Annotated in this window: 24 protein-coding genes and 1 tRNA gene; 19 read left to right on the top strand and 6 right to left on the bottom strand. The window is 45.7% G+C overall.

All coding sequences use genetic code 11. From position 1 onward, the window contains the following. Window positions 1-8 precede the first annotated feature (8 nt). From P3L40_RS18865 to P3L40_RS18855, 3 genes are read left to right on the top strand one after another with little or no spacing between them, the layout of a single operon-like run. Window positions 9-1451 carry an integrating conjugative element protein gene (locus P3L40_RS18865; protein ID WP_004239696.1) on the top strand — a complete coding sequence of 481 codons (1443 nt, stop codon included), beginning with the start codon at window positions 9-11 and terminating at the stop codon, window positions 1449-1451. Then, window positions 1452-1790 (top strand): hypothetical protein, encoded by a 339-nt coding sequence (locus P3L40_RS18860; protein WP_000160224.1) that lies wholly within the window; start codon window positions 1452-1454, stop codon window positions 1788-1790. Beyond that, entirely contained in the window at window positions 1787-3301 is a 1515-nt protein-coding gene (locus P3L40_RS18855) for a conjugal transfer protein TraG N-terminal domain-containing protein (protein ID WP_000988923.1), read from the top strand. The genes P3L40_RS18860 and P3L40_RS18855 overlap by 4 nt, the downstream gene beginning before the upstream one ends. A gap of 42 nt (window positions 3302-3343) precedes the next feature. Here the strand turns inward: P3L40_RS18855 and P3L40_RS18850 are convergent, their stop codons facing one another. Beyond that, complete coding sequence (locus tag P3L40_RS18850) at window positions 3344-3751, bottom strand: DUF3742 family protein (protein WP_004239694.1); 408 nt, start codon at window positions 3749-3751, stop codon at window positions 3344-3346. A gap of 342 nt (window positions 3752-4093) precedes the next feature. Here P3L40_RS18850 and P3L40_RS18845 point away from each other — a divergent pair, with 342 nt between their 5' ends. The 16 genes from P3L40_RS18845 (at window position 4094) to P3L40_RS18770 (ending at window position 16470) form a co-directional block, all read left to right on the top strand. After that, window positions 4094-4393: a hypothetical protein gene (locus tag P3L40_RS18845; RefSeq protein WP_004245740.1), complete on the top strand. Its 300-nt coding sequence runs from the start codon at window positions 4094-4096 to the stop codon at window positions 4391-4393. Beyond that, complete coding sequence (locus P3L40_RS18840) at window positions 4393-4632, top strand: hypothetical protein (protein ID WP_004245739.1); 240 nt, start codon at window positions 4393-4395, stop codon at window positions 4630-4632. The genes P3L40_RS18845 and P3L40_RS18840 overlap by 1 nt, the downstream gene beginning before the upstream one ends. 1042 nt (window positions 4633-5674) lie before the next feature. Next, window positions 5675-6583: an integrase domain-containing protein gene (locus tag P3L40_RS18835; RefSeq protein ID WP_004239692.1), complete on the top strand. Its 909-nt coding sequence runs from the start codon at window positions 5675-5677 to the stop codon at window positions 6581-6583. 7 nt (window positions 6584-6590) lie between these two features. Then, complete coding sequence (locus P3L40_RS18830) at window positions 6591-7202, top strand: SGNH/GDSL hydrolase family protein (RefSeq protein ID WP_000861660.1); 612 nt, start codon at window positions 6591-6593, stop codon at window positions 7200-7202. 348 nt (window positions 7203-7550) lie between these two features. After that, a complete protein-coding gene (locus P3L40_RS18825) occupies window positions 7551-7913 on the top strand; it encodes a hypothetical protein (protein ID WP_004245735.1) in 363 nt (120 codons plus the stop codon). Window positions 7914-7994: 81 nt separating this feature from the next. Beyond that, the gene (locus P3L40_RS18820) at window positions 7995-8312 is read left to right on the top strand and encodes a hypothetical protein (protein ID WP_000171971.1); all 318 of its coding nucleotides are present in this window, start codon (window positions 7995-7997) and stop codon (window positions 8310-8312) included. Between the two features lie 418 nt (window positions 8313-8730). Beyond that, complete coding sequence (locus P3L40_RS18815) at window positions 8731-8901, top strand: hypothetical protein (protein ID WP_223302951.1); 171 nt, start codon at window positions 8731-8733, stop codon at window positions 8899-8901. Between the two features lie 96 nt (window positions 8902-8997). Further along, the gene (locus tag P3L40_RS18810) at window positions 8998-9354 is read left to right on the top strand and encodes a hypothetical protein (RefSeq protein ID WP_004239684.1); all 357 of its coding nucleotides are present in this window, start codon (window positions 8998-9000) and stop codon (window positions 9352-9354) included. Between the two features lie 110 nt (window positions 9355-9464). Next, on the top strand, window positions 9465-9977 hold the full coding sequence (locus P3L40_RS18805; protein WP_000542402.1) for a hypothetical protein: 513 nt from the start codon (window positions 9465-9467) through the stop codon (window positions 9975-9977). Continuing rightward, window positions 9977-10624: a hypothetical protein gene (locus P3L40_RS18800; RefSeq protein WP_004239680.1), complete on the top strand. Its 648-nt coding sequence runs from the start codon at window positions 9977-9979 to the stop codon at window positions 10622-10624. The genes P3L40_RS18805 and P3L40_RS18800 overlap by 1 nt, the downstream gene beginning before the upstream one ends. 152 nt (window positions 10625-10776) lie before the next feature. Continuing rightward, window positions 10777-11751, top strand: a complete 975-nt coding sequence (locus P3L40_RS18795; RefSeq protein ID WP_012368428.1) for an ArdC family protein — start codon at window positions 10777-10779, stop codon at window positions 11749-11751. Between the two features lie 9 nt (window positions 11752-11760). Beyond that, window positions 11761-12060, top strand: a complete 300-nt coding sequence (locus P3L40_RS18790) for a TA system toxin CbtA family protein (protein WP_001038587.1) — start codon at window positions 11761-11763, stop codon at window positions 12058-12060. 84 nt (window positions 12061-12144) lie between these two features. After that, window positions 12145-13146: a DUF1281 domain-containing protein gene (locus P3L40_RS18785; protein WP_004245726.1), complete on the top strand. Its 1002-nt coding sequence runs from the start codon at window positions 12145-12147 to the stop codon at window positions 13144-13146. Window positions 13147-13289: 143 nt separating this feature from the next. Continuing rightward, on the top strand, window positions 13290-13616 hold the full coding sequence (locus P3L40_RS18780) for a hypothetical protein (protein ID WP_012368427.1): 327 nt from the start codon (window positions 13290-13292) through the stop codon (window positions 13614-13616). Between the two features lie 175 nt (window positions 13617-13791). Continuing rightward, the gene (locus P3L40_RS18775; protein ID WP_000938200.1) at window positions 13792-15384 is read left to right on the top strand and encodes a TraI domain-containing protein; all 1593 of its coding nucleotides are present in this window, start codon (window positions 13792-13794) and stop codon (window positions 15382-15384) included. 15 nt (window positions 15385-15399) lie between these two features. Further along, entirely contained in the window at window positions 15400-16470 is a 1071-nt protein-coding gene (locus tag P3L40_RS18770; protein ID WP_000654298.1) for a tyrosine-type recombinase/integrase, read from the top strand. Window positions 16471-16703: 233 nt separating this feature from the next. Here P3L40_RS18770 and P3L40_RS18765 read toward each other — a convergent pair. The 5 genes from P3L40_RS18765 to aspA form a co-directional block, all read right to left on the bottom strand. Further along, window positions 16704-16779 (bottom strand) — tRNA-Phe (locus P3L40_RS18765). Window positions 16780-16905: 126 nt separating this feature from the next. Continuing rightward, the gene (dicD, locus tag P3L40_RS18760; protein ID WP_409201109.1) at window positions 16906-17478 is read right to left on the bottom strand and encodes a division control transcriptional repressor DicD; all 573 of its coding nucleotides are present in this window, start codon (window positions 17476-17478) and stop codon (window positions 16906-16908) included. A 206-nt stretch (window positions 17479-17684) separates the two neighbouring features. Continuing rightward, window positions 17685-17978, bottom strand: a complete 294-nt coding sequence (locus P3L40_RS18755) for a helix-turn-helix domain-containing protein (protein ID WP_004258707.1) — start codon at window positions 17976-17978, stop codon at window positions 17685-17687. Window positions 17979-18625: 647 nt separating this feature from the next. Continuing rightward, complete coding sequence (locus tag P3L40_RS18750; protein WP_004258703.1) at window positions 18626-19948, bottom strand: anaerobic C4-dicarboxylate transporter; 1323 nt, start codon at window positions 19946-19948, stop codon at window positions 18626-18628. Window positions 19949-20092: 144 nt separating this feature from the next. Continuing rightward, a complete protein-coding gene (gene aspA / locus P3L40_RS18745; RefSeq protein ID WP_004258700.1) occupies window positions 20093-21517 on the bottom strand; it encodes an aspartate ammonia-lyase in 1425 nt (474 codons plus the stop codon). Window positions 21518-21913 lie beyond the last annotated feature (396 nt).

Here is a 21913-nt window from a genome sequence, read left to right as displayed (position 1 = left end):
ATTTTAAGATGATGAAAGCAAAACGACACACGTTTTTTCCGCCGGCGCTGACACTGATGGTGTTATGCAGTGTACCGGCATTTTCTGTCCGGGCCGGGCTGGATTTTTCTGCCGGTGCGAATGATATCGGCTACGGCGCAAATGTTTCCGGCGCGGTCTCCGACAAACTGTACTACAACCTGGGCGGCGGCACGGTGTTATCCCAGCCGCCGGGGCGCAGTAATCTGCAACGTCTGGGGATGAGCATGGGCTGGAACAGTGATCTGATGTGCGGCAATTTTGATATCAAAACCACGGTGGGCAACCAGCTGAACGGGGTGACGGCCGGCTTTAAGAATCTGATGAGTGAGGTGATCCAGAATGCCACCGGGGCGGTGGCCAGTCTGCCGGCGATGGCTATCCAGCGGGCGAATCCCGGCCTGTATGAAATGCTGACCAACGGGGTGTTGCAGGCTAATGTGGCGTTTGATAAGGCGCAGCTGAACTGTCAGAACATGGCTAAACGGATGATGGACTTTTCAGAAAATAATCAGTGGACGCAGGCGGCGATCCTCGAAGAAGCAAAGAATATCATCAATAACAGTGACGGGGATGCGGTAAAAACTGACCAGCAAATTCAGCAAAGCAGTGGCGATAAAGGGGTTGTATGGATAGGCGGGAAACAGCGCGGTGGGGTTGGTCAGCCTGCGATTCAGCCGGCGCAGGATTTTGCACAGGCCGGCTTTAATATCATGAACGGTCTGCCGGCAACCAGTACGGCCCCGGTGCCGGCCGGCCAGTGTAACGGAGCCGCTTGCAGGCGCTTTGCCAACAGTGAGGAAGCCGCTCAGGTGGTCACACAGGTGCTGGGCAGCAAATCGGTCCGCACCTGCACCAATCCGGCGGATTGTCAGAGCGGCGGTGAGGCGGAGCAACCGGGCAGTTCCCAGCCAGGAACCGGGCTGGCACCGGTGCTGGAGACCACCACCCGGGAAAATTTGGAACAGCTGCATAAACTGGTGAACAGCCGGGGCGCGGTCGGGGCGGCAGAGTTGGCGAAACTGAAAACCGGCAGCCTGACGGTCTCCCGGGGGGTGATTGAAGCGCTGCGCCGGGATCCGGATAAAACGGCATTAACACAGCGTCTGGCCGGTGAGCTGGCGATGGCGGACACGATGGAGCTGGCGCTGACGATGCGCCGGATGCTGATCACCGGCCAGGGGGAGCCGAATGCCGGTAATTTTCCGAAAGCCCAGGAGATCGGTAACCAGTCGGTTGACCAGCTGGATCGCGAAATCGGGATGCTGCAAACGGAAATGGAAGTGCGTAAATCCATTGCCAATAACGCGATGCTGACGGTGATTGAGCGTGATCAGCAACGGACACAGGTGAACCCTGCCACCCAGACCCCAGATAATACGGATGTGCGTGTACAGGGACTGGAGCAAAACAGTGACACCGGAGGACGTTAAATGACGAAAGGAAAAACCGGGCGCCGGTTATGGCCGGTGCTGAAAGTAACCGGGCTGACCCTGCTCAGTATGGTGGTGTTGCTGGCGGTGGCTCAGCTGGGGCTGAGTTATTACGGTGAGGCGGACAGTCTGCGCCGGGCGTTTTACCGTGCCCGCTGGTTCTGGCTGGTCTGGCGGTGTGTGTTGTACGGAGCCGTGGCGGTTGGATTATGGAAACTGTATCACCACCCGAAAGTCAGTGAGACGGCCCGGCGCAGTCTGAAGCGCAGCGGGCTGGCGATGGCCGCCTTTGTGGCGGTGAGTGAATGGTCAGTCTGGGCGGGAGGTGACGGCTTATGATGACAAACAGTTATCTCGAGTATTTTCTCACGCTGCTGGCCTGGGTGGTGAATAACGGATTGTGGTCGGTACTGACCAGCACCGGGCTGTTTGCGCTGCCGCTGGTCTTTAAAGTGCTGGGGATCTGGCTGAAAGTGCGGGAAGAGGGGGAGGATGAGGGTAACAAAGGTTCACTGGCAATTGTGCGTATCGAGAACGCGCTTTACGGCGCCTTTGTGGTGATCCTGTTTTGTTGTGTGCCGTTGATGGAGGTGAGTGTCAGTACCCTGCAATTTGATACCAGCCGGACCAAAACCTGCGGCACCTGGACCCCGGTGAAGCCGGCGGAATCCGGTTACAGCGGCGTGGTGTCGTCACTGGATAATCAGACAGCCAAAATCCCGCTGTGGTGGATGCTGGTACATAAGCTGTCGAAAGGGGTGACTCAGGCGGCGGTGGCCAGCATTCCGTGCCGGCCGGATTTGCGTCAGGTGCGTTTTGAGGTGCAGCACAGCAACATTAAAAATCCGGCGCTGGCTGCCGCACTTCAGGATTTTACGGATGACTGTTACTCACGTGCCCTGTATGACTGGAAAGCGAAAGATCAGGGAAAAACACAGGATGAAAAAACGTTACAGGATATCACCTGGATAGGCTCGGCCACCTTTATGAAAGGGGAATATCATCAGATCCAGTCACGGACACCGCGGGCGGGCTTTCCCTGGGATGCCGACCGGGATGACGGGTATGCGAATGTCAACGGCAACGGTTACCCGACCTGTTATCAGTGGTGGAATGATGCGAATGCAGGGTTACTGAAACTTGTCAAAGAGCAGACCGATGAAGGGATGTGGCTGCGTGCCCGGGCGGCGATGAAGCTGATTAATAAAAACTCGAAAGAGTTTGAGGAGGCCATCGTCCGCCGGCTGGTGAGTCCGGCGAATCTGGATGTCTCCGGCGGCCGGGTATACCGGGGATACGGGGGTAATGCGGATATGACGGTGATGAATGAGCTGGCCAGAATGGGAGGGGTAGCCGGGACTTCGCTGGCGTCACTGGGGGCATTCCCTGCCTTTGATACGATGCGACAGTCCTTACCGATGGTGCAGGGGCTGATGTTAATGGCGGTGTATATCATGATCCCGATGGTGCTGATGTTTTCGGCGTATGAATTTAAGACGGCGATAACGGTGACGTTTGTGATATTTGCGCTGAACTTTCTGACATTCTGGTGGGAGCTGGCACGCTGGATAGACAGCTGGATGATGGAGGCACTGTATAATTCCGATACGCACAGTCAGTGGAATATGAACGGGCTTCAGAACACGTCTGATGATGTCATTATGAACCTGGTAATGGGAACGATGTTTTTGGTGTTGCCGGCGTTGTGGTTGACAGCATTTGGTTGGGCTGGAGCTAAAGTTGGGTCCGAGCTAGGTAATATGACATCTAACGCGACTTCACCTGCGCATAGTGCGGGGGGGAAAGGAGGACAGTTAGCAGAACAAGCTATTTCTAAAAAAGTTAACTAATAATATTTTGAAGCCAGCTGCAAAATTTAGTTTTGTGGCTGGCTAATCTTCGTCAATATTTATTCCGTTCATATAATATCCAAAACCTTGGTTGCCATTTCTAAAGTCGTCACTATTGCCAACGAGATTGGATTGCCATTCATTATTGTTATCAGTGGATTGAATGTTATTTCCTGAAGAAATATCAATGTGTTCTATTACAGAAAATAAAATCACCAACGCTCCAAAGGTAAATAGGATGTACAAACTGAAATAAGCCAGTAACGCGATGACTGCGAGAGTTATAGATACCAGTGGAATATGCCCCAGCCAACCCGGCATATTTTTGCTTTTGGCGCTTGCCACACAGTTCTTATCGAAAGCCTTCAATTTTTTGATTAGCCATTTTGCTTTATAAGCTGCTTTTATGCCCCAGCGTTCTCCTCTGGAAGCGGCTGTTTTATCACTCATTTCCCCCTCCGGTAATCAGTGAGTCTGATTTATCTCATGCTTGTCGTCTATCGTTAATACAATTTTAGGTCGATTTTTAATCATTGTCTACATCTTGTGAGTTATGCACATATCCACGGTCACCAAGCCAGTGCAACCCGATGCCAACAAGCAATCGGGTAAACGGGAGCGTACAGGGCATCGGCCCTGATGGTGGCGGTGGGTATGTGTATAACTTTTTTGTTGCCTTCATATAAAAATCTTATTCTTTCATCTGGATGGATTTATTGAATTTGATTTTTTATGTCAGTTTAAGTAAGTTTTTAATATGTATCCGAGTCCTTGTATATAGGAGATGATAATATGAATTTTATTTTTTGGTTTGTGGTCTTAATAGGGGCGGGATATTTGTGGAGGAGGAGGGGTTGGTTCAGTAAAATAAGGAAGCAATACTCAAGGAGAAAAACAACATTAAATGGTAACAAAGGATGTTTATATAATAAAAAAAATGACAATGATGCTTTGGAAGGTAATGGGGATTGTAATAATTTTTATTCTGAGAATAAAGAAAGTTTCTTTTGGTTAATGATCGAGAGAGGTATTAAATTTTACAGAAAAGAATATTTGACTACGATTACTGAAAAAAATATCATGATAAGTTAGTGAGCTGGTTTGGTGAGAAATGTTATATACATTGTCAGGTTAGTTTAGGGAGTTTATTTATATTCCCAAAACAAAAAAATTTTACTGATGAAGAACAAAAACGTTTTTTTTCTGTTTGTAATAGAATGTCCTTGGATTTTATTTTAACATTTAAAACTAATATGCCCTTCTTACGTGTTTCTGTTGACTCTATGAAAAATAAACCGCCTGTTTGGGATGTTTATGATAAATCCAAATAAAAACATATCTGATTGTTGAGTTTTCGTGATTAAAGATGGCATTGATTATTAATACGATGAAGAACCAACAAGGGGATATTTAATAAAGAGAAAAAGGAGGATGTAAAATATTCTCCTTTTTCTTTATCGGGTATTGACGAAAAAAGAAAGTTTGATTAAATTTACCACGTTACACCGTTGCTTAATGCAACATTGCCAATGCTTCGGTTGTCTGAGAGAAGCGCCTACGGGTGACAACAATGCCAATCCGGCAATCTGAGAGGAACGCCTACGGGTGATTGCCACTGCCAATCCTCGGGTCATCTGAGACGAGGGCCTACGGGCGATGACAGAACTCCGTTCGTCCTTGAAATCGACGGAGGGTGATAACAGAATAGCGTTATCATCAGGATTAACTGCACTTCAGTGACCATGTCACAGCTATCCGGTCACCCGGATATCCACAAAAAAGCAGAGTATGCGATAACGTGTATCTGCCTCTTCTGATGTGTTCTGACGAATACGTCCTGCTTTCTGCAACCTTTGTATGCCCGGTATGACGCGTTTCCATTGCGCAGCTTTGGAAAGCGGCATCTTCGGAGCAATACATTGAGCAGCAGAATGATGGGCGTGCGTCACTTTCGTCAAGTGAAACGAAGACAAAGTGACGCACGCAAGTGCATACGCTCAGAACGCTTCAATACTGGTCTTACAGCAAAACTGACAATCTGACAGACATGTAATGCATTGCTCAGAACGGCTGAAAGTCTTTCAACGCTCAACGTTTATATGATGATAAAAACGTATAACATTATGAAAAAAGGAGAAAAAACGACACGATACCAAGGCGACGTCAGGAAACTGACGGACGGAGGTGCCCTGATAACGGGGGCCGGTCTGATGACCGCAAACAGTTCAGAGAACTGATTTGATACCTCTCAACAACTCAACCTTTTATCGCCCCGGTGCTCAGGTATCTGTCAGGTCGCAGGATGCGCAATATAAAACCGTCGCGCCGGGAAAAGGTAACCAGTTGAGAGCGAAAGAGGCGGAGAATCAGAGAATGTCCAGAAGAGCAAAAGCCCTGTCCCGTGAAATGCATATCCTTGCACGTCAGGCCGGAGGGAGCTTTAAAACCATTGCAGACCGGGTCAAAATTGCAGAACGGGTTGCGGCAGAGCTGGCCGGGTTGAATATTCAGATACGATCTGTTGAGCAACTGAAATCCCGCTATATTGAAATGTATATCCATGCCCGCAGAGAACAGAATATCAGTTTACGCAGCTGTCAAAACGAAATGTCGGCTATCCGGGCGATATTTCGTGTTGCCGGACGTCATAAACTGGCTGACCCTAAACATGAGCGCCTCAGTAATGAGGCGCTGGGGCTTTCAGGTGCCAGCAGGGCTGGCACCCGTACCGCGATATCGGACGAGCGCTTTCACGAAGCGCTCGCTCGGATTGAGCCTTATGATCAGGGGGTGGCATTAACTATGCAGTTATCCCGTAGTCTGGGATTGAGAAATGAAGAAGCCGTGCAGTCAGTAAAATCATTACGGACCTGGCAACAGGCGCTTAAAAACGGTAAAGATCGCGTTCATGTGGTTTTTGGGACAAAAGGAGGCAGACCCCGTGAAGCATTAGTGCCGGATAAAGCCCGTGTATTAACATTAATTAATAAAGCCATTGAATATGCGGATAAACATAACGGTTATTTAATTAATCGTCCGTCATTACATTCTGCCAAAGATCGTTATATTAATGTGATGCGACGGATAGGCGGATTTATTCACGAAGAATCAAATCATGGTTTACGGTATGCCTATGCTCAGGATGTTGAAAAATATTATCTCAGTCAGGGATTCAGTCAAAAGGAAGCCTATGCATTAACCTCCATGGATTTAGGGCATGGTGACGGTCGTGGCGATTATATTAAACGGGTTTATAGTCAGAAAGGAGATATTGAGGAATAAGATAAAAATGAAAGTCTGTTTAATTATTTTGTTTATTAATTTTGCTTTTTGTTTTCCGTTAATGGCGAAGACGTTATTTTTAGGTGATTCATTAACGGCTGTTTATGAAATGTCAGCAAAATATGTTTTGGATGAAAAAATAAAAACAGAATATGTTTCCGGTTCGGGGTTAATAAATAAAAGTAAAAAAGATTGGATCGCTTTCGTGAATAATTTCGATTTGCGGGAGTTTGATAATGTGATTATTAGTCTCGGAACAAATGATTTTGTTCAATATGGTTCGGATGAATGGCTGAAATATTACAGTCTGGTATTTCAATTCATTGCTGAAATTCAAAGTGAAAATCCGTTAGCGACAATTGTCTGGATATCTCCACCACATTTAAAAAATCCGGAACATGAACGTTATTTAATACATACCCGGCATATAATTAAACACAGTGCGATGTTATTAAATATTCATTATCTGGATATTAATCAGCCTCATATATTAGGAACGCAATGGCAATCTGTTATTCATAATGAAACTGTACGAACTGATGATGGAATACATATTACCCGTAAAGGGGGAGTACGGGTGATCAGAGAAGTGGTAAAAATCCTGAATGGGCAGGATTGACAAAGATAAAAAAACGGCTAAAAATGAATCTGCTTATCTCGTTGCGTAATGCAACTTGCCAATGCTTCGGTTGTCTGAGAGAAGCGCCTACGGGTGACAACAATGCCAATGTTCCGGCAATCTGAGAGGAACGCCTACGGGTGATTGCCACTGCCAATCCTCGGGTCATCTGAGACGGGAGCCTACGGGCGATGACAGAACTCCGTTCGTCCTTGAAATCGACGGAGGGTGATAACAGAATAGCGTTATCATCAGGATTATTTTTACGCAACGCTTCATATAACCTGCCCGCTGACGGGGAAATCACCCGTCATCAGGGAATTTCTCCGTTTTTTCAGGAGAAATTCAATGAAGGTATCTACATTTCCGGAATCGTCTTTTTTTGACGATCTGCACTCTCTCACGCAACTGCATCACCTCTCAGGTGAGCTCGACATGGTTCTTGCTTTTGTCCGTCTGGATATTGGCGAGCACCCGGACGAAGATAATTTTCCGCCAAACTTCTGGATAATCAGTGCCGTTGCAGAGCAACTGGGCGCGTTATCTGTGGAGGCTGATTTTACCCGTCCACATCTTGAGAAAATGGTCCGCGCTGTCTGGAAAGCGGCTGAGCAAACGCCTTATGCGTCTGACTTTCGCCGTATCTACAACGATGCGATCAAAAATGCACAGTTTGAAGATCCGGTTGAAGCGCTGATGTTTGGTGCTTAACGGCGGACATTCACTGATTTTATGACCCATACGGGAAAACATCCCGTGAGGGCTGTATTCCCTTATCTGAGGATAGCCCTTATGACTCTTTTTACATTGAATTATGGTGTTGCCCACGTAATGTCTGGTATTGCCAGTTATTTATTTCCGCATTCCCGTGTTTCTCAGCAACTGAAGGCCGTTGCTAATGATGCCCGGATGCTGAAAATCACCGCAGAAGAACTGGAGGTGATACGTTTGGACGAAAAACGGATGTATCAGAGCGGAGATTACAGAGAACTGCCGTTTATTGAGCTTGATTTGTATACAACGGCATTTCGTTTTGGCGCCCTGATTTACTATGGACTCGCAAACCGGTGCCCCCGCATTTTTGCTTCACCGGCTGACAGTCATCGCTGAGCGGCTCGATCCGGAAATCTGGAATGAAGCCTGGCGCTGGGGTTACCGCTGCTGCCTGCAACACGAAAATGAAAAGCATGTAACCGACTGATTTAACGGACTCACAGGTGTCAGTCAGCTACCCTGAAATGGGGCTGCTTCCATTTACTGATCAGGTTTGATAACCATGATTTATGGCATTACCCGCGGACTGTTCTTTGTGGCCGATCACGTCTGTCGCTATTCCCGGAGTTGGGAATGGCTGATGTGGCTGGTTGAGGAAGCCCGGACACTGCGAAATGTTGAGGCTGATTTGAAACTGGCTGAAAGGTATGCCGGTGAGCAAAACCGCCCTCATTCCATTTCGCTGATGAAGTGTACGCTTTATGATGCCGGATTTGCTTACGGCAGATTATTACTGTGGCGTGCGGATGGTCTGATGAGACCCTGGCCGGCATGTCTGCTTCGCCGTTTACCGGATATCGGTCAGCGGATTGATGCAGTGATCTGGCAGAAAGGCTGTGAAGCCGGCTTGGATGAGACCGTCAGTGAATGGATGGCAATGGAGATGGCTGATGAATACCTTGTCGGTATCGAACTGAGCGACTGATTTGCCGGCATTCATTCTTTTTTTACTTACCTACCCGACGGGGAAACTCCCCGTCAGGTGGACGTTTCTCCGTCTTTTTTTACCGGAGAAACACACATGTCTGTTTTACTGCCAGAAAACAAACCGTTTTCATTTCTGAGTCTGATCATGCAACGGCTGTACCGTTTTTATGACCGTATACCGTTTGTTTCGTCAGGGATACCCGGTGAATTACCGTGGATAAGTAACCGAACCGGCCGGCGCGCTTACCGTGCGACGGTGGTGAAAGTGAATCCCCGGCAGTTCAGGATCCGCATTACTGTACGTCTGGGCGCGCATTCGAAAGAATACCGCTTTCATTCGTTGATAACCTCGCTGGACAGCAGGACATTTTGTTCCATAAAAGCGGCCTCCCGTGCCGGATTTGCACTGACATACCAGCTGGCACAGGTGCGTTATGCCTGGTGTCGCTGATTTGTTGTACTGATAGCACCATTGACTTTTTGTTATGACCCCGCCCGGCGGATTGATTTCCGTCAGGAGATGAATCCGCCATTTTTTTAATCAGAATGAGGATTTATCACATGGGATATACACATTATTTTACACAAAAACAAAGCGTTGACCCCCTGATGTGGCAGAACTTCCGTGAACATCTGGACAAGCTCTATCACCACTATCTGGCCAATCCCATATCCGCAGAGCAGATTTGCGGCGGATACCCAGATAAACCTATTGTGTTGTGTGATGGCCTGGAGGAAAAACGGCTGAATGATGGCTCATTATTCACCGACGACGGTGAGGCGCTTTGTTTTAACGGTAATGCGGCTGATGACATGAATCATGAGACGTTTATTGTTCAGCGCGAAATCCCCGTAGAGGACTACTGGGATTTCTGCAAGACAGCATACAAACCCTATGACGTGTTTGTAGTCGCGGCATTACTGTTGTTGTACAACCTGTGCCCGGGATATTTTTCGGTCTCTTCTGACGGGGATATCCGGGACTGGCAGCCGGTGCTGGACTATGTCAGTCAGGTATTTCCTTATCTTATCCTGACGTTACCGGAAGGGATAGGTTTACCGGAGGCAGGATAATGGCCAGAGCCTGTACGATACGGGAACTGATAGCGGATTTATCCCGCTGCAATCCGGAGGCATTCGTCTTGTGTGAGATGTGGTTCCCCGATGATGTTACCTATGTTGATGAAACGGCTTGTCCGGCAGAGACACGGGCAACATTAACGCATGTTGCACATCATTTTGATGCGGAGCTGGGGATCAACTGGGACACGCTGGCGTGTGCGTTATCGTGTGTCAGAGATGCTGAGCAGAAGGGACTCGATATTTACTTTTATGCCAGTGAAAAGCGTGGTACAGACAAAAGCCGGATACCCGCCTCACGTTACGCAGAAGCGGACAGCGACGGCGATATTGAAGTCGGGTATTTCCGTAAGGTTAATGCGCTGTTTAAGTGGGTGCATGACCATATCGGGGCTTTTGAGAACTGTGAAAAGGTGCTGGTGACAGAGGCCCATCTGCGGGCTTTACAGCAGGACTTGCAGGCACTGACACCGGAAAACTGTCAGACACGGTTCCCGACCACTGAGGGCTTTTTCTTTGGTTCAACGGCTTATGATGAGGCGTACTGGGCTGATGTGGAAGGCGTCAGACGCTGGCTGTCAGAGATAACGGAGACGTTTGACTTTGACGCAGAGTCACTGTTTTTTGTGGCCTGGTGGTAATCAGGTAAGGTGTTTCCCCGGGAAGCACTGAACACATTTTAATCAGTGTTTCCACTGGAAACGCCGGTTGAAAATTAACCATATTGTTTTTTCACCTGATGGTGTATCTCACCGTCAGGACGGGATACACCTTTTTTATTGAGGGTATTCCGATGAAAAAATCTGACCGTAAACGCCGTCCGGCAGCGGATAAGCCGGTTCGCGATATTTATCAGGAAGTGACTGACCGTATTGTGGCCGCGCTGGAAAAAGGCACCCGTCCGTGGAAACGACCATGGCGGCCGTCGGAAGGGACAGGCACCGGTTTTCCGGTGAACGCCCTGACCGGTCATTCCTACCAGGGGATAAATGTGCTGCTGTTATGGTTGTCGGCGGCGGAGCAGGGCTTTGGTTACGATATCTGGCTGACTTACCGTCAGGCACAGCAACTGGGTGGCCATGTCCGTAAAGGCGAAATGGCGACGAATACTGTGATATTCAAACCGGTGAAGGTGCCGGCAAAAGACCGTCACGGTGAGCTGCTGCGGGATGAACACGGTGAGGTGGTGATGACGGAGGTGCCGATGATAAAGGCGAATCCGTTATTTAACATAGCCCAGTGTGATGACCTGCCGGCGCATTTTTACGAAAACCGGCGACTACCCGGAGAGGAGACAGCAGGGATAACCCTGCCGGCCACGCACCGGGTGCTGGATATCCTGAATGCCAGCGGCGTGAAGGTGACCAGTGCGGCGCAGAACCGGGCGTATTACAGTCCGTCACAGGACCGGATTGTGATGCCGCTGTCGTCACAGTTTGACCGGAATGCCGATTACCAGGCCACCTTACTGCATGAGTTGGTGCACAGTACCGGTCATCCGTCCAGGCTGGCCCGTGAAGGCATCACCTCATCGTCCCTGAAGTTTGGTGACCCGCTGTACAGTTTTGAGGAGCTGGTTGCGGAAATGGGCAGCGCTTTTCTTTGTGCGCAGTTAAGCGTCGAGGGAGAAGTGAACCATGAAAGCTATCTTGACAGCTGGCTGCGGGTACTGAAATCGGACAAAAAAGCGTTGTTCCGGGCCGCCGGGCAGGCCCGCCAGGCCTGTGAGTTTTTACTGAATGTGGCCGCATCCCGACAGGCCGCGTAGGAGACTGCGATGAACAAAATGACCATTATCCGCTTTCAGTTACTGGTACATCAGTTACTGCAAGTGCATTACGGCATTACGCTGAGTGATACCGGATTGTCCGATGATGCTGAGGTGTCCCGGATGATTGAACTCGGGATATCGCCGGTATCGGTGGTCAACCGTCTGGTGGATAAGTACCACCTGGATAAACTGAATGCATCCTGTTATCTGCCGGCATCCCCGTATGTCAGTGACAGCGATGCCTTACTTGCACAGGCTCAGCTGAGCGGTGCCATTAACCCGGATGTCATGCCGGATAATCCTTAACGATTAACGACTGACATCTTTCCCGTGAGGGCTTGTTCCTCACGGGATAAGCCCTCTTTTTTATTCTGAAAAGAGGACATCATCATGCCAAACTGGTGCTCGAACCGACTTGACATCACCTTACACAACGCGGCGGATATGCCGGCTCTTAAACACTGGATATATGCGGATGATGGGATACCCGCCTGGCAGACGGCGATAGCACAAAGTCTGCATTTGTTGCTGGCCGGCTGCGCGGGGATACTGAAACCGGTCAGACCGCTGTCTTTTCCGCCGTTACCGGAACTGACTTCATACGGTGCAACCGGGCCTGTTTCCCCGGGAAACACGGCTTTCACGCACTGGGTTGACCTGCTGATGACTGCACCGGATTTGACACCGTCATGTTGTCAGCAAATCCATCAGTGGTATCAGATGTGGTTATCTGAAGGCGGGGCGTACCATTCCTGGGACTCGCTGACGGCGACGCAGAAAGCGAGACTGTCCCCGTTGTTATCGGGAAGCAGTTTTGACTGGCTTAACCGGTTTACCGGAGAGGATGAGAGCCGGGTGGCGACAGCCTGGGAGGATATTCAGTACCTTCGCAGTACCGGAGAAGCCATACCGATGGATATGCGGACTCTGTTACCGACCAGCCTTGCGGCTGAATTACACGGTTTTAACGGCTGTTTATGGAAAACACCGGAGGTCATCTGGCGGCAGGCGCGCTGGCAGGCGTTTGCCCCCGGTAACAGTACATATCACCTTTATCAGTGCCGTTATGGTGTGAAATGGCCGAACGGCAGTGGTTTTCACTGTATTGATGGCGGGTATGCGACGGAGTTATCCGCAGAGTTTGATACTCCGTGGGGGCCGCCGTCAGCAGCGGTTTTGTGTGCTCTGTCTGCGCGTTTCCGCTGTCAGGTCCGTCATGTCTATGCCGAAGAAGGCTGTGGTTTCTGCGGATACAGCGAGTATGACCATGGCCGGTTAACCGACCATGAATCTGATGAGATTGAGTTCAGTGATGAAGAGAATGAGGACGGTTTCCAGGATGTGACGGGACCGGACTATATTCTTGATTCATTGCCACATTACGGAGGGTGAGGTTTCCGTACTGATTTAACTGACTGAAAACCCGGTAGTGATACCGGGTTTTTTTATTTTTTTCGGAAAACTAATTTCGGCTTTTGTTTTATTCCCGCATTGTTATCGTGATGCCGTCATTGAATGAGATGGGGGAGAGTGTGATGAGATGTGAATTTGGGCAGGGTGTGAGGGAGTGGGCTCAGGATTTTTGGAATGAAATTCTGTTTCCTTTTTTTGTCACAGCCGGACTTTTGTTGCCACTGATTCTGGTTGTGGGCGTTTTCCTGGTCTGGGATGAACAGCGCCAGGCTGAGTGGGGGCGTTATTACCTGACGGAATGTCAGTTGGTGGAAAGAAACAGAAATGCGGGCTTCTGGTCAGGTCGGGAAAATATTCTGCAATGCGGAATGACCCGGGAGCATGTGAATGCGGACGCGTATGAAAAGGCCATCCGTGCCTGGCAGCAGAAACAGACAGAGACAGAATAATAAAACATTATTCATGTAATCTTCTGTTTTGTTGCCGGAATTATTTTTGTGGATGAGTTAACGTAATGAAAATAAGGTGCATTTATTATTTATTCTTATCCTGATATTAAAATAATTTATGTTTTATTTAATGTTGCGTTGTTGTTTTTACCGAATTAAAGAGGCAGTAACACCGATGTTACCGTGGTTTCGTAAATCGCTTTCCCGGAAAGCGGAAGAGAAAACATTGCGTGTTTCCCCGGGAAACACGCAGGAAAGGCCATTATTTATCCGTGACAGTGACGGCTTTTATTTACCGCAGGCAGCTGACGTATTGCTGACCACACCGCAGCGGCAAAACTGGTTACAGCAAATCAGCCGGGTGGTAGCGTTACCGGATAACCAGTACCGGGCACTTTGCCTGTCTCCTTTGCAGACGCTGGCAGAACGACTTCAGTGTGTGCCGGCATCAAAAACCGGGAAATATGCCGGCGAAGGGGGATTGCTGGATTTAACGCTGAATACGACAGCCTGGTGTATGCGGATGTCCCAGAAAGAGATGCTGCCCCGCGGGCTTCCGTCGGAAGAGCAGAGCCGTCAGTTCAGCGCCTGGAATGTGTGTGTTTTTTATACCGGACTGTTTTACTGGTTACCGTTAACGGCACAGTTTGAGGGACAACTGAACAGCCTGTCGGCGTGGCAGCCGGGGATGAGTGCGCCCACCGTACCGTATCGTTTTCGCTTTCATGAGCCGGTGCCGGATATGACGCATTTTCGCCGGACGACGGGGGCCATGATGGCTTTCCGGCTATTACCGGAGAAGGTAATCCACTGGTTGTCGGGTACACCAAAGGCGCTTCAGGCGTTGTCTGACGTGGTGACCGAGCCGGTAAACGGTGATAATGATTTACAGCGTGTGCTGAATGAGGCTCTGGCTGCGTTCCCCGCCGGTGCATTGCCGGCATTTTCTTCCGTTGTTTCTATGTCAGCGCCTGATGCTTCGTCTTCAGTGCTATCAGGGCAGCCGGAGAATGATATCGCGTCATTGGCGCCTGCTGAATTGGCGCAAAAGCCACAACCTGAAACTCCGTCTGTAACATCTGTATTGCCTCCGGAGTCTGTTACTTCAGAAAAAACAGAGAACGGAATTCACTGCGATATACCGCTAATGGTAGTTGCAGAAGCAGAAGGTGCGGTTGTCCATGGGGCACTTGATTCTGCTGATGAAAAAACTGTCTCAGATATGTCTCCTCCGTTATCTGAGGATATGAAATATGCACTTGAATTATCAGGTTTAATGCCGGAAATCTTATCTGATACTCAGACGGGCAATCGTGATGAGAAGGATGAACAGCGCGAAAACTGTCTGAGTATAAAAAATGAAGGAGAGGCTTTCTGGGCGTGGTTTAAGTCCGGATTATTGGGCGGAAAACTGGCAATAAATACGCCGGATGCGAAGGTTCACTGTGTCATGGAGTATTTGTTTTGCCAGAGTCCGGCTGTTTTTTATCAGTACATACAGGAGGCGGGTAAAAATCCGGATGATATCGGCCATATTATTTCTTCTTTTGAATCCCTTAAATTGCACCGGATTATTCGTCATGATACCCGACAAACAGGGCATTTCAGGGCTCGAATTTATGGTGAAAAACTGAATCCGCTGAGTGATAACAAAACATTAATTACGTTATCCCATAAAAAAATCAATGGTTACATGATTAAAGGACGTCAGATTTTTGGCATGAATATGCCGGAGGAATCATTGTTTATTCGTATTGTCGGAAGTTAAAAGCAGGAGGTGTTTATGAAAGATAATCACAGTTCTGATGAACATCAGCAGAAAGTGGATGTATGGGAGCAAATGCTGAGTAATTACTTTTACAATAAAGTATTACGGCCGGATACGGAGAAAACATACCGTAAGATGGTACGTCTTTTTCTGCGTTATTGCGGAGTTTGTGAAAATGCGTTACCGCTACCGGATGAAGTGACACATGAGCATGTGCTGAGATGGCGAAGAAATGAGCTGAATATTCAGAAAGTCCGGGAACGGACATGGAACACAAAAACCAGGCATATGCAGTCTCTGTATAATTATTGGATCAAAAAAGGGATTGTTTCACTTAAAGAAAACCCGTTCTCAGAAACACAAATTGAACCGGGTGAAAAACAGAAAAAAGTCTATACACAATCACAACTGAGAACGATTTATCGTATTCTGGAACAATTTCAGCAACAGGAAAATATGCTGCCACCTGATCAGGCTCACTTTCAGGCATGTGCGGTTTATCCCACTCGATTCTGGTTTGCTGTGCTGGAAACGCTGAGGCTGACGGCTATTCGTTTTAACCAGCTGATTAACCTGCATATTGGCGATCTGGATTTTGAGGAGTGTACGATCACATTGCGCAGTGAAAGCAGTAAAAATCACCGGGAATATCAGATTGCTTTTGTTCAGCCACTACGTTGTTTACTGGCGCCCTTGGTTGAGGAAATGCGTTGTCACGGGGCGGATAAAAACGATATTTTGTTTGATGTTCATCGTCTTTATCATAAACGACTATCCCGCTCTGAAACTCCACTCAGTCAGACGATACGTTCTTTTTTCCGTCGTTTATCAAAGGAATGTGGATTTCATGTCAGTCCCCATCGTTTCAGACATACACTGGCGACGACATTAATGAAACATCCTGAACGTAATATGCAATTGACGAAACAGATGTTAGGACACCGTAGTCTCTCTTCAACTATGGAATATATTGCTCTGGATGCATACAGTACAGTCAGGATCTTGGAGAATGAGTTAGGTGAGTTTTTAACAATGGGATTAGGTGGTGAACTTACAAGGCTAGCATCAAAAAGACAGAGGATGTGATATAAATAAAAAACATTTACACAAAGTTGACTATTTTATCAACTTTGTGTATAAGCTGGATTTGATTGAGAAGGGTGTTCTAGGAAAACACCCTTACTTGATAAATCATTGTCAACCACGTGAGAAGTCATGAACGTGATTACAACTGAAATTCAAGTTTTAACCGAGCGTTGGAGATCTCACTTCCAGCGACCGTGCTAGGGAAACGGTTACACCATTTCCGAAAGGAAAGATGGTGCCCGGACTCGGAATCGAACCAAGGACACGGGGATTTTCAATCCCCTGCTCTACCGACTGAGCTATCCGGGCAACGGGGCGCATTAAACCGTATTCAGCCGTTTGCGTCAATGCATTTTTAATAAAAAACCACTTTTTTTTACTGAGTGTTTTCTTTTTCAGCAAAATGTGTGTGTTTAGTATGCGTTAGTTGTTTTTTTAACTTAACGCTCCTTTTTTACGGCATAGTGCGATTGTTAGGATATCCTCAGAAAGGTGTTGTGCAATCTCGACATCTTGAATGTCTCTTTGTACTAATAAACGGTTTAAACAGCCTTCAAGTACTAGTTCCATTTGGTTAGCAACCAATACAGAGTCTTCAATATCTAGCTCTTCTAATAGGTTTTTAGTGAAGTGAAACGAATTGTCTTTTTGCAAGCGACTTAATTGGTGGATAGGGTGCTCTGCATCTGGGTAATAATTACATGCAGAAATAAATAAACAGCCAGGGAAACGCCCTTGGCTGACTTTTTCTGATAATTGTTGGTAGCGAGCCATTAATTTTTGCTGTGGGCTTAGGGACTCATCTAGCAAAGTCTGTCGCTGCCATACTTCGATTTGCTGGCTATGATAGCGTAAGCAATCATAAATAAGCGCCTCATCGTCTGGCCAGAACTGGCGAATAGTAGAGAAATCAGATTCAATTTCACTGAGTAAATTCTCTGTAGATGCGGATAAGCCTTGAATTTCCAATTGATTTAACGCATGGCTCAAAATAATTTCGCGTTGGATAGGCATTGTTAACTCCATCACAATAATGTCTGATTTTTATCCATCATAACAATGTTCAATTGTGAATTATAGCGGTTTGCAGTGCTATTATGAGTCGTCGTTTTCGAAGGAGAACGAAATCAAATAGGAAATTAAGAGGGGGAGTTTAAAGCAAACAGGAGGGGGAAGAACCCCCCTGAAACGAACTTCATGGATTTATATCGGTCTTAGTTGATCAACTTAGCTTCTAATGCAGCATCGATATAATAAAACTGAAAGACTTTTTTCATAAAATCATCAATATCATGTGTTCGTAATTCGAGAGCTTGTAAAATATCTAAAAGACCTTGGATCGTAATCGCATTTTTACCTCTTTCATAACGAGAAACTTGTTGTTGGCTAATTTTTAAGCGAGAAGCTAATTGTGAGCCAGTTAAGCCCACCACTTTTCTACGGTGTTTTAAAAAGCTTCCAATATAAACGGTTACATTTGTATTTTCATTTCTTTGAGTATTTAGCATTACTCCTCCAAATATATAAATATTGAACAAATAAGTTATTTTTCTATTAAAGTTTCGTGATGTTTAATTTGTGTCACTCAGAGTGATTAAAAGATAATTATCAGACTTTTCGGATATTATTAAACAAGGGTCAGTTAATTATTACCAATATTTATGGCGGATTGATTTTAAATTTTTGATAGATGATTTCTATCTTTGGTACTCTCAATTCGTGTGTGATGAGAGGCTTTTTAGTGTTATTGTTTGTTTGTTTTTGTTTTATCAGTGATTTATTTTGATAGTTATTTATTTTTACTTTATTTTTGAATTTATATTTCTATTTGTGGTTTTGAAGAAATGAATGAAGCAGCTTGTCATTATATGATTATAGTCATTGTTTGTTACACTTATATGTAGAGTATTAATATAGATATATTGTTAGAAAAATACTTATTTCTGATTTTAATTTAATTATTAACAACCGAGTTCAATATATTTTAAATATATTTTTAATAAATGGCTTAGTTTTTTATCTGAATGATTATTATATTTTTATAATTTCCTCCGTGACTTTTTATAGAATAACAAAAATAATATGTTATATGTAGGCATAGAAAACCCGTGCGATTTGCACGGGTCTTTATAATATTAATTGATACTAATATAAACTATAGGATCATACCGCCGAATAAGAAGCCGAATGAAACAGCTAATGCGACAGCGATGGTACCTGGAATAAAGAATGGATGGTTAAAGACAAATCGGCCAATACGTGTTGTCCCTGTATCATCCATTTGTACTGCTGCAACCAGTGTTGGGTAAGTAGGCAGAATAAATAGACCAGAAACCGCAGAGAATGATGCGATAGCCGTTAATGGGCTTACATTCAGCGCTAATGCCATAGGCATCAATGCTTTTGCTGTTGCAGCTTGTGAGTATAGTAAAGCAGAACAGAAGAAGAAAATTACCGCTAACATCCAAGAGTGCTCATGGATTAAATCACCGGCAGTTTCTTTGATCCAGTCAATGTTATGCTGTACGAAAGTATCACCTAACCAAGCAACACCTAAAATACAAATACATGCGCTCATACCTGCTTTAAAGGTACTTGAGTTCAAGATTGCATCAGTATTAACACGACAGAAAATAGTGATTAATGTCGCTACAGTCAGCATGATAATCAAAATAGCATTTGTGGTGTTCATTAATGGGGTTTCGACAATCCCTAAGCTTGGGCTGTTAATGATGGCATAACAGACAACGCCAACAACCCCAAGTAAGAACAGCAGTACAGAAGACTTAGCACCGGCTTTGATTTCTTTTACTTGGCTACCACGCAGTTCAACTAAACCTTCAGCTAAACGTTTTTGGTAGATAGGGTCATCGGATAATTTAGAGTTAAAAGTCCAAGAGATGATGAACGACATCAAAATGATAGCAAGGAATGTCGCAGGTAATAGAACACTTAAGAGAGAGATGTAACTGACTGTGTTACCTGCACCAACCATTGCAGGGTTTTCCATGACGGATGCCATGTAAACCACTGCAGCAGAAATTGGTGATGCTGTAATACCTATCTGAGCAGCAACAACCGCAGTTGATAATGGACGGCACGGTTTTACGCCTTGCTCTTTTGCAACTTCTGCAATAACAGGCAGTGTTGCTAAAGAGATATTACCTGTCCCTGCGAAAAGTGTCAGGAAGTAGGTAACAATGGGTGCAAGAATGGTGATGTATTTAGGATTGCGGCGCAGTAATTTTTCGGTTTGGGCAACTAAATAGTCCAGACCTCCAGCAATTTGCATTGCAGAGATAGCGGCAATAACAGCCATGATGATTGAGATAACGTCAAATGGAATGGTTCCTGGTTTTACGCCAATAGCAGCGAGTACCAGTACCCCAAGGCCACCGGCGAAGCCGATACCTATCCCACCTAAACGGGCCCCCAAAAAGATGGCCAGCAGAACAATAATAAATTCTACGGCTAACATAGTGTTTACTCCTCGACAAAATGAAAATTAAAATTATGAAACTGTTATGTTAATTATTTGTGTGTGTATCAATCAAAAAAGGCACGCTTTCTATTGAGAGGCGTGCCTTTATTTTTAAGTGTTATTTATGATAAACATAAATTTTTAGTCATCAAAGCGTTTTGCTTTATAAGCTGGGTGTTTTAAGTTCTCAATAGAGAAAATATCATCCAGTTCAGCTTCAGTCAGTAAACCGCGTTCTAAAACAACTTCGCGGACGCTCTTACCGGTTTCAGCACAAATTTTACCCACGATGTCACCATTATGGTGGCCAATAAATGGGTTTAAGTAAGTGACGATACCGATGGAGTTAAATACAAATGCTTCACAGATTTCTTTGTTTACTGTAATGCCGCTAATGCATTTTTCTTGCAGATTACGACATGCGTTGCTCATTAAAGAGATGGATTCGAACATCGCTTGGCCAATCGCTGGTTCCATTACGTTTAATTGCAATTGACCCGCTTCAGCAGCCATTGTTACGCAGATATCGTTACCAATAACTTTGAAACAAGCTTGGTTAACAACTTCAGGAATTACAGGGTTAACTTTTGCTGGCATGATAGAAGAACCAGCTTGTAACTCAGGTAAATTGATTTCTTTCAGACCTGCACGAGGACCGGAAGATAACAGACGTAAGTCGTTACAAATTTTAGACAGTTTCATTGCCAGACGTTTTAAGCCCGCGTGAACTGTGATGTAAGCGCCGCAGTCAGAGGTTGCTTCGATTAAGTCTTCTGCAGGAACGCATGGTAAACCAGTCACTTCAGCTAATTTTTTAACGGCAAGCTCTGAGTAACCAGGTGCAGTATTCAAGCCTGTACCGATAGCAGTAGCGCCTAAGTTAACTTCGAGCAGTAATTCGATGCTGCGTTTTAAGTTTTTCTCTTCTTCTTTTAAGAGAGTAGCGAAAGCATGGAATTCTTGGCCGACGGTCATTGGAACAGCATCCTGCAACTGGGTACGGCCCATTTTCAGAATGTCTTTGTATTCTTCAGCTTTAGCTTCAAAGCCTTTTCTCAGGTATTCAACAGATTCAATTAACTTCAGTACTGAGTTATACACTGCGATACGGAACCCAGTAGGGTAAGCATCGTTAGTGGATTGACTTTTGTTCAGGTGATCATTTGGGTTGAGGAATTCATATTCCCCTTTTTTGTGACCCATCAGCTCTAAACCGATATTCGCCAGTACTTCATTGGTATTCATGTTCAGTGATGTGCCCGCACCACCTTGGAATACGTCAACAGGGAACTGATCCATGCATTTGCCTTCATTCAACACAACGTCACAGGCTTTGATAATAGTCTCTGCGATATTACGAGGAATAGTTTTCAGTTCTTTGTTGGCTAAAGCTGCCGCTTTTTTTACCATAACCATGCCGCGGATAAATTCTGGGACATCGTTAATAGTGCGGTCGCTGATATAAAAGTTTTCAATCGCACGCAGAGTATGAACACCATAATAGGCATCAGCTGGAACTTCTTTTTTACCTAACAGGTCTTCTTCGATACGAGTATTGTTTGACATGAGAACCTTCTTAATTAGATTACAGTTACTGTCCGTTTATGCGCTTTAAAAATCTATACTTCGTAAAACAAAATTCACAGGTGATTAATATTGCAAAGTAAAACTTTACAAGCAATTAACACCGTCTACTACGTTGTCAGCATTATGATCTACTGATTTATGGGTAGATGATATGCTTTTAATCATCTATTGCCTTGAACCTAGATCACTATATAGTTTGATTTATGCAACAGATTTCACGTTGTGTGACATTCATCACAGATAAGTATCATTAATGAAAAAAATCTGTGAGTTGAAAAGCGTTATCTCTGCCCCAATTATTATGGCTATACTAAAGAAAAAAGCGAATATTGATAGTTGTCTCTTAGATGCAGTTCACAAAGGTTTCCCTAGGGG

This window comes from Providencia sp. PROV040 (assembly GCF_032706145.1).
GTDB classification, from domain to species: domain Bacteria; phylum Pseudomonadota; class Gammaproteobacteria; order Enterobacterales; family Enterobacteriaceae; genus Providencia; species Providencia hangzhouensis.
Note: the sequence above shows the minus strand (reverse complement) of the source record. Positions and strands in the feature narration are given on the sequence as shown.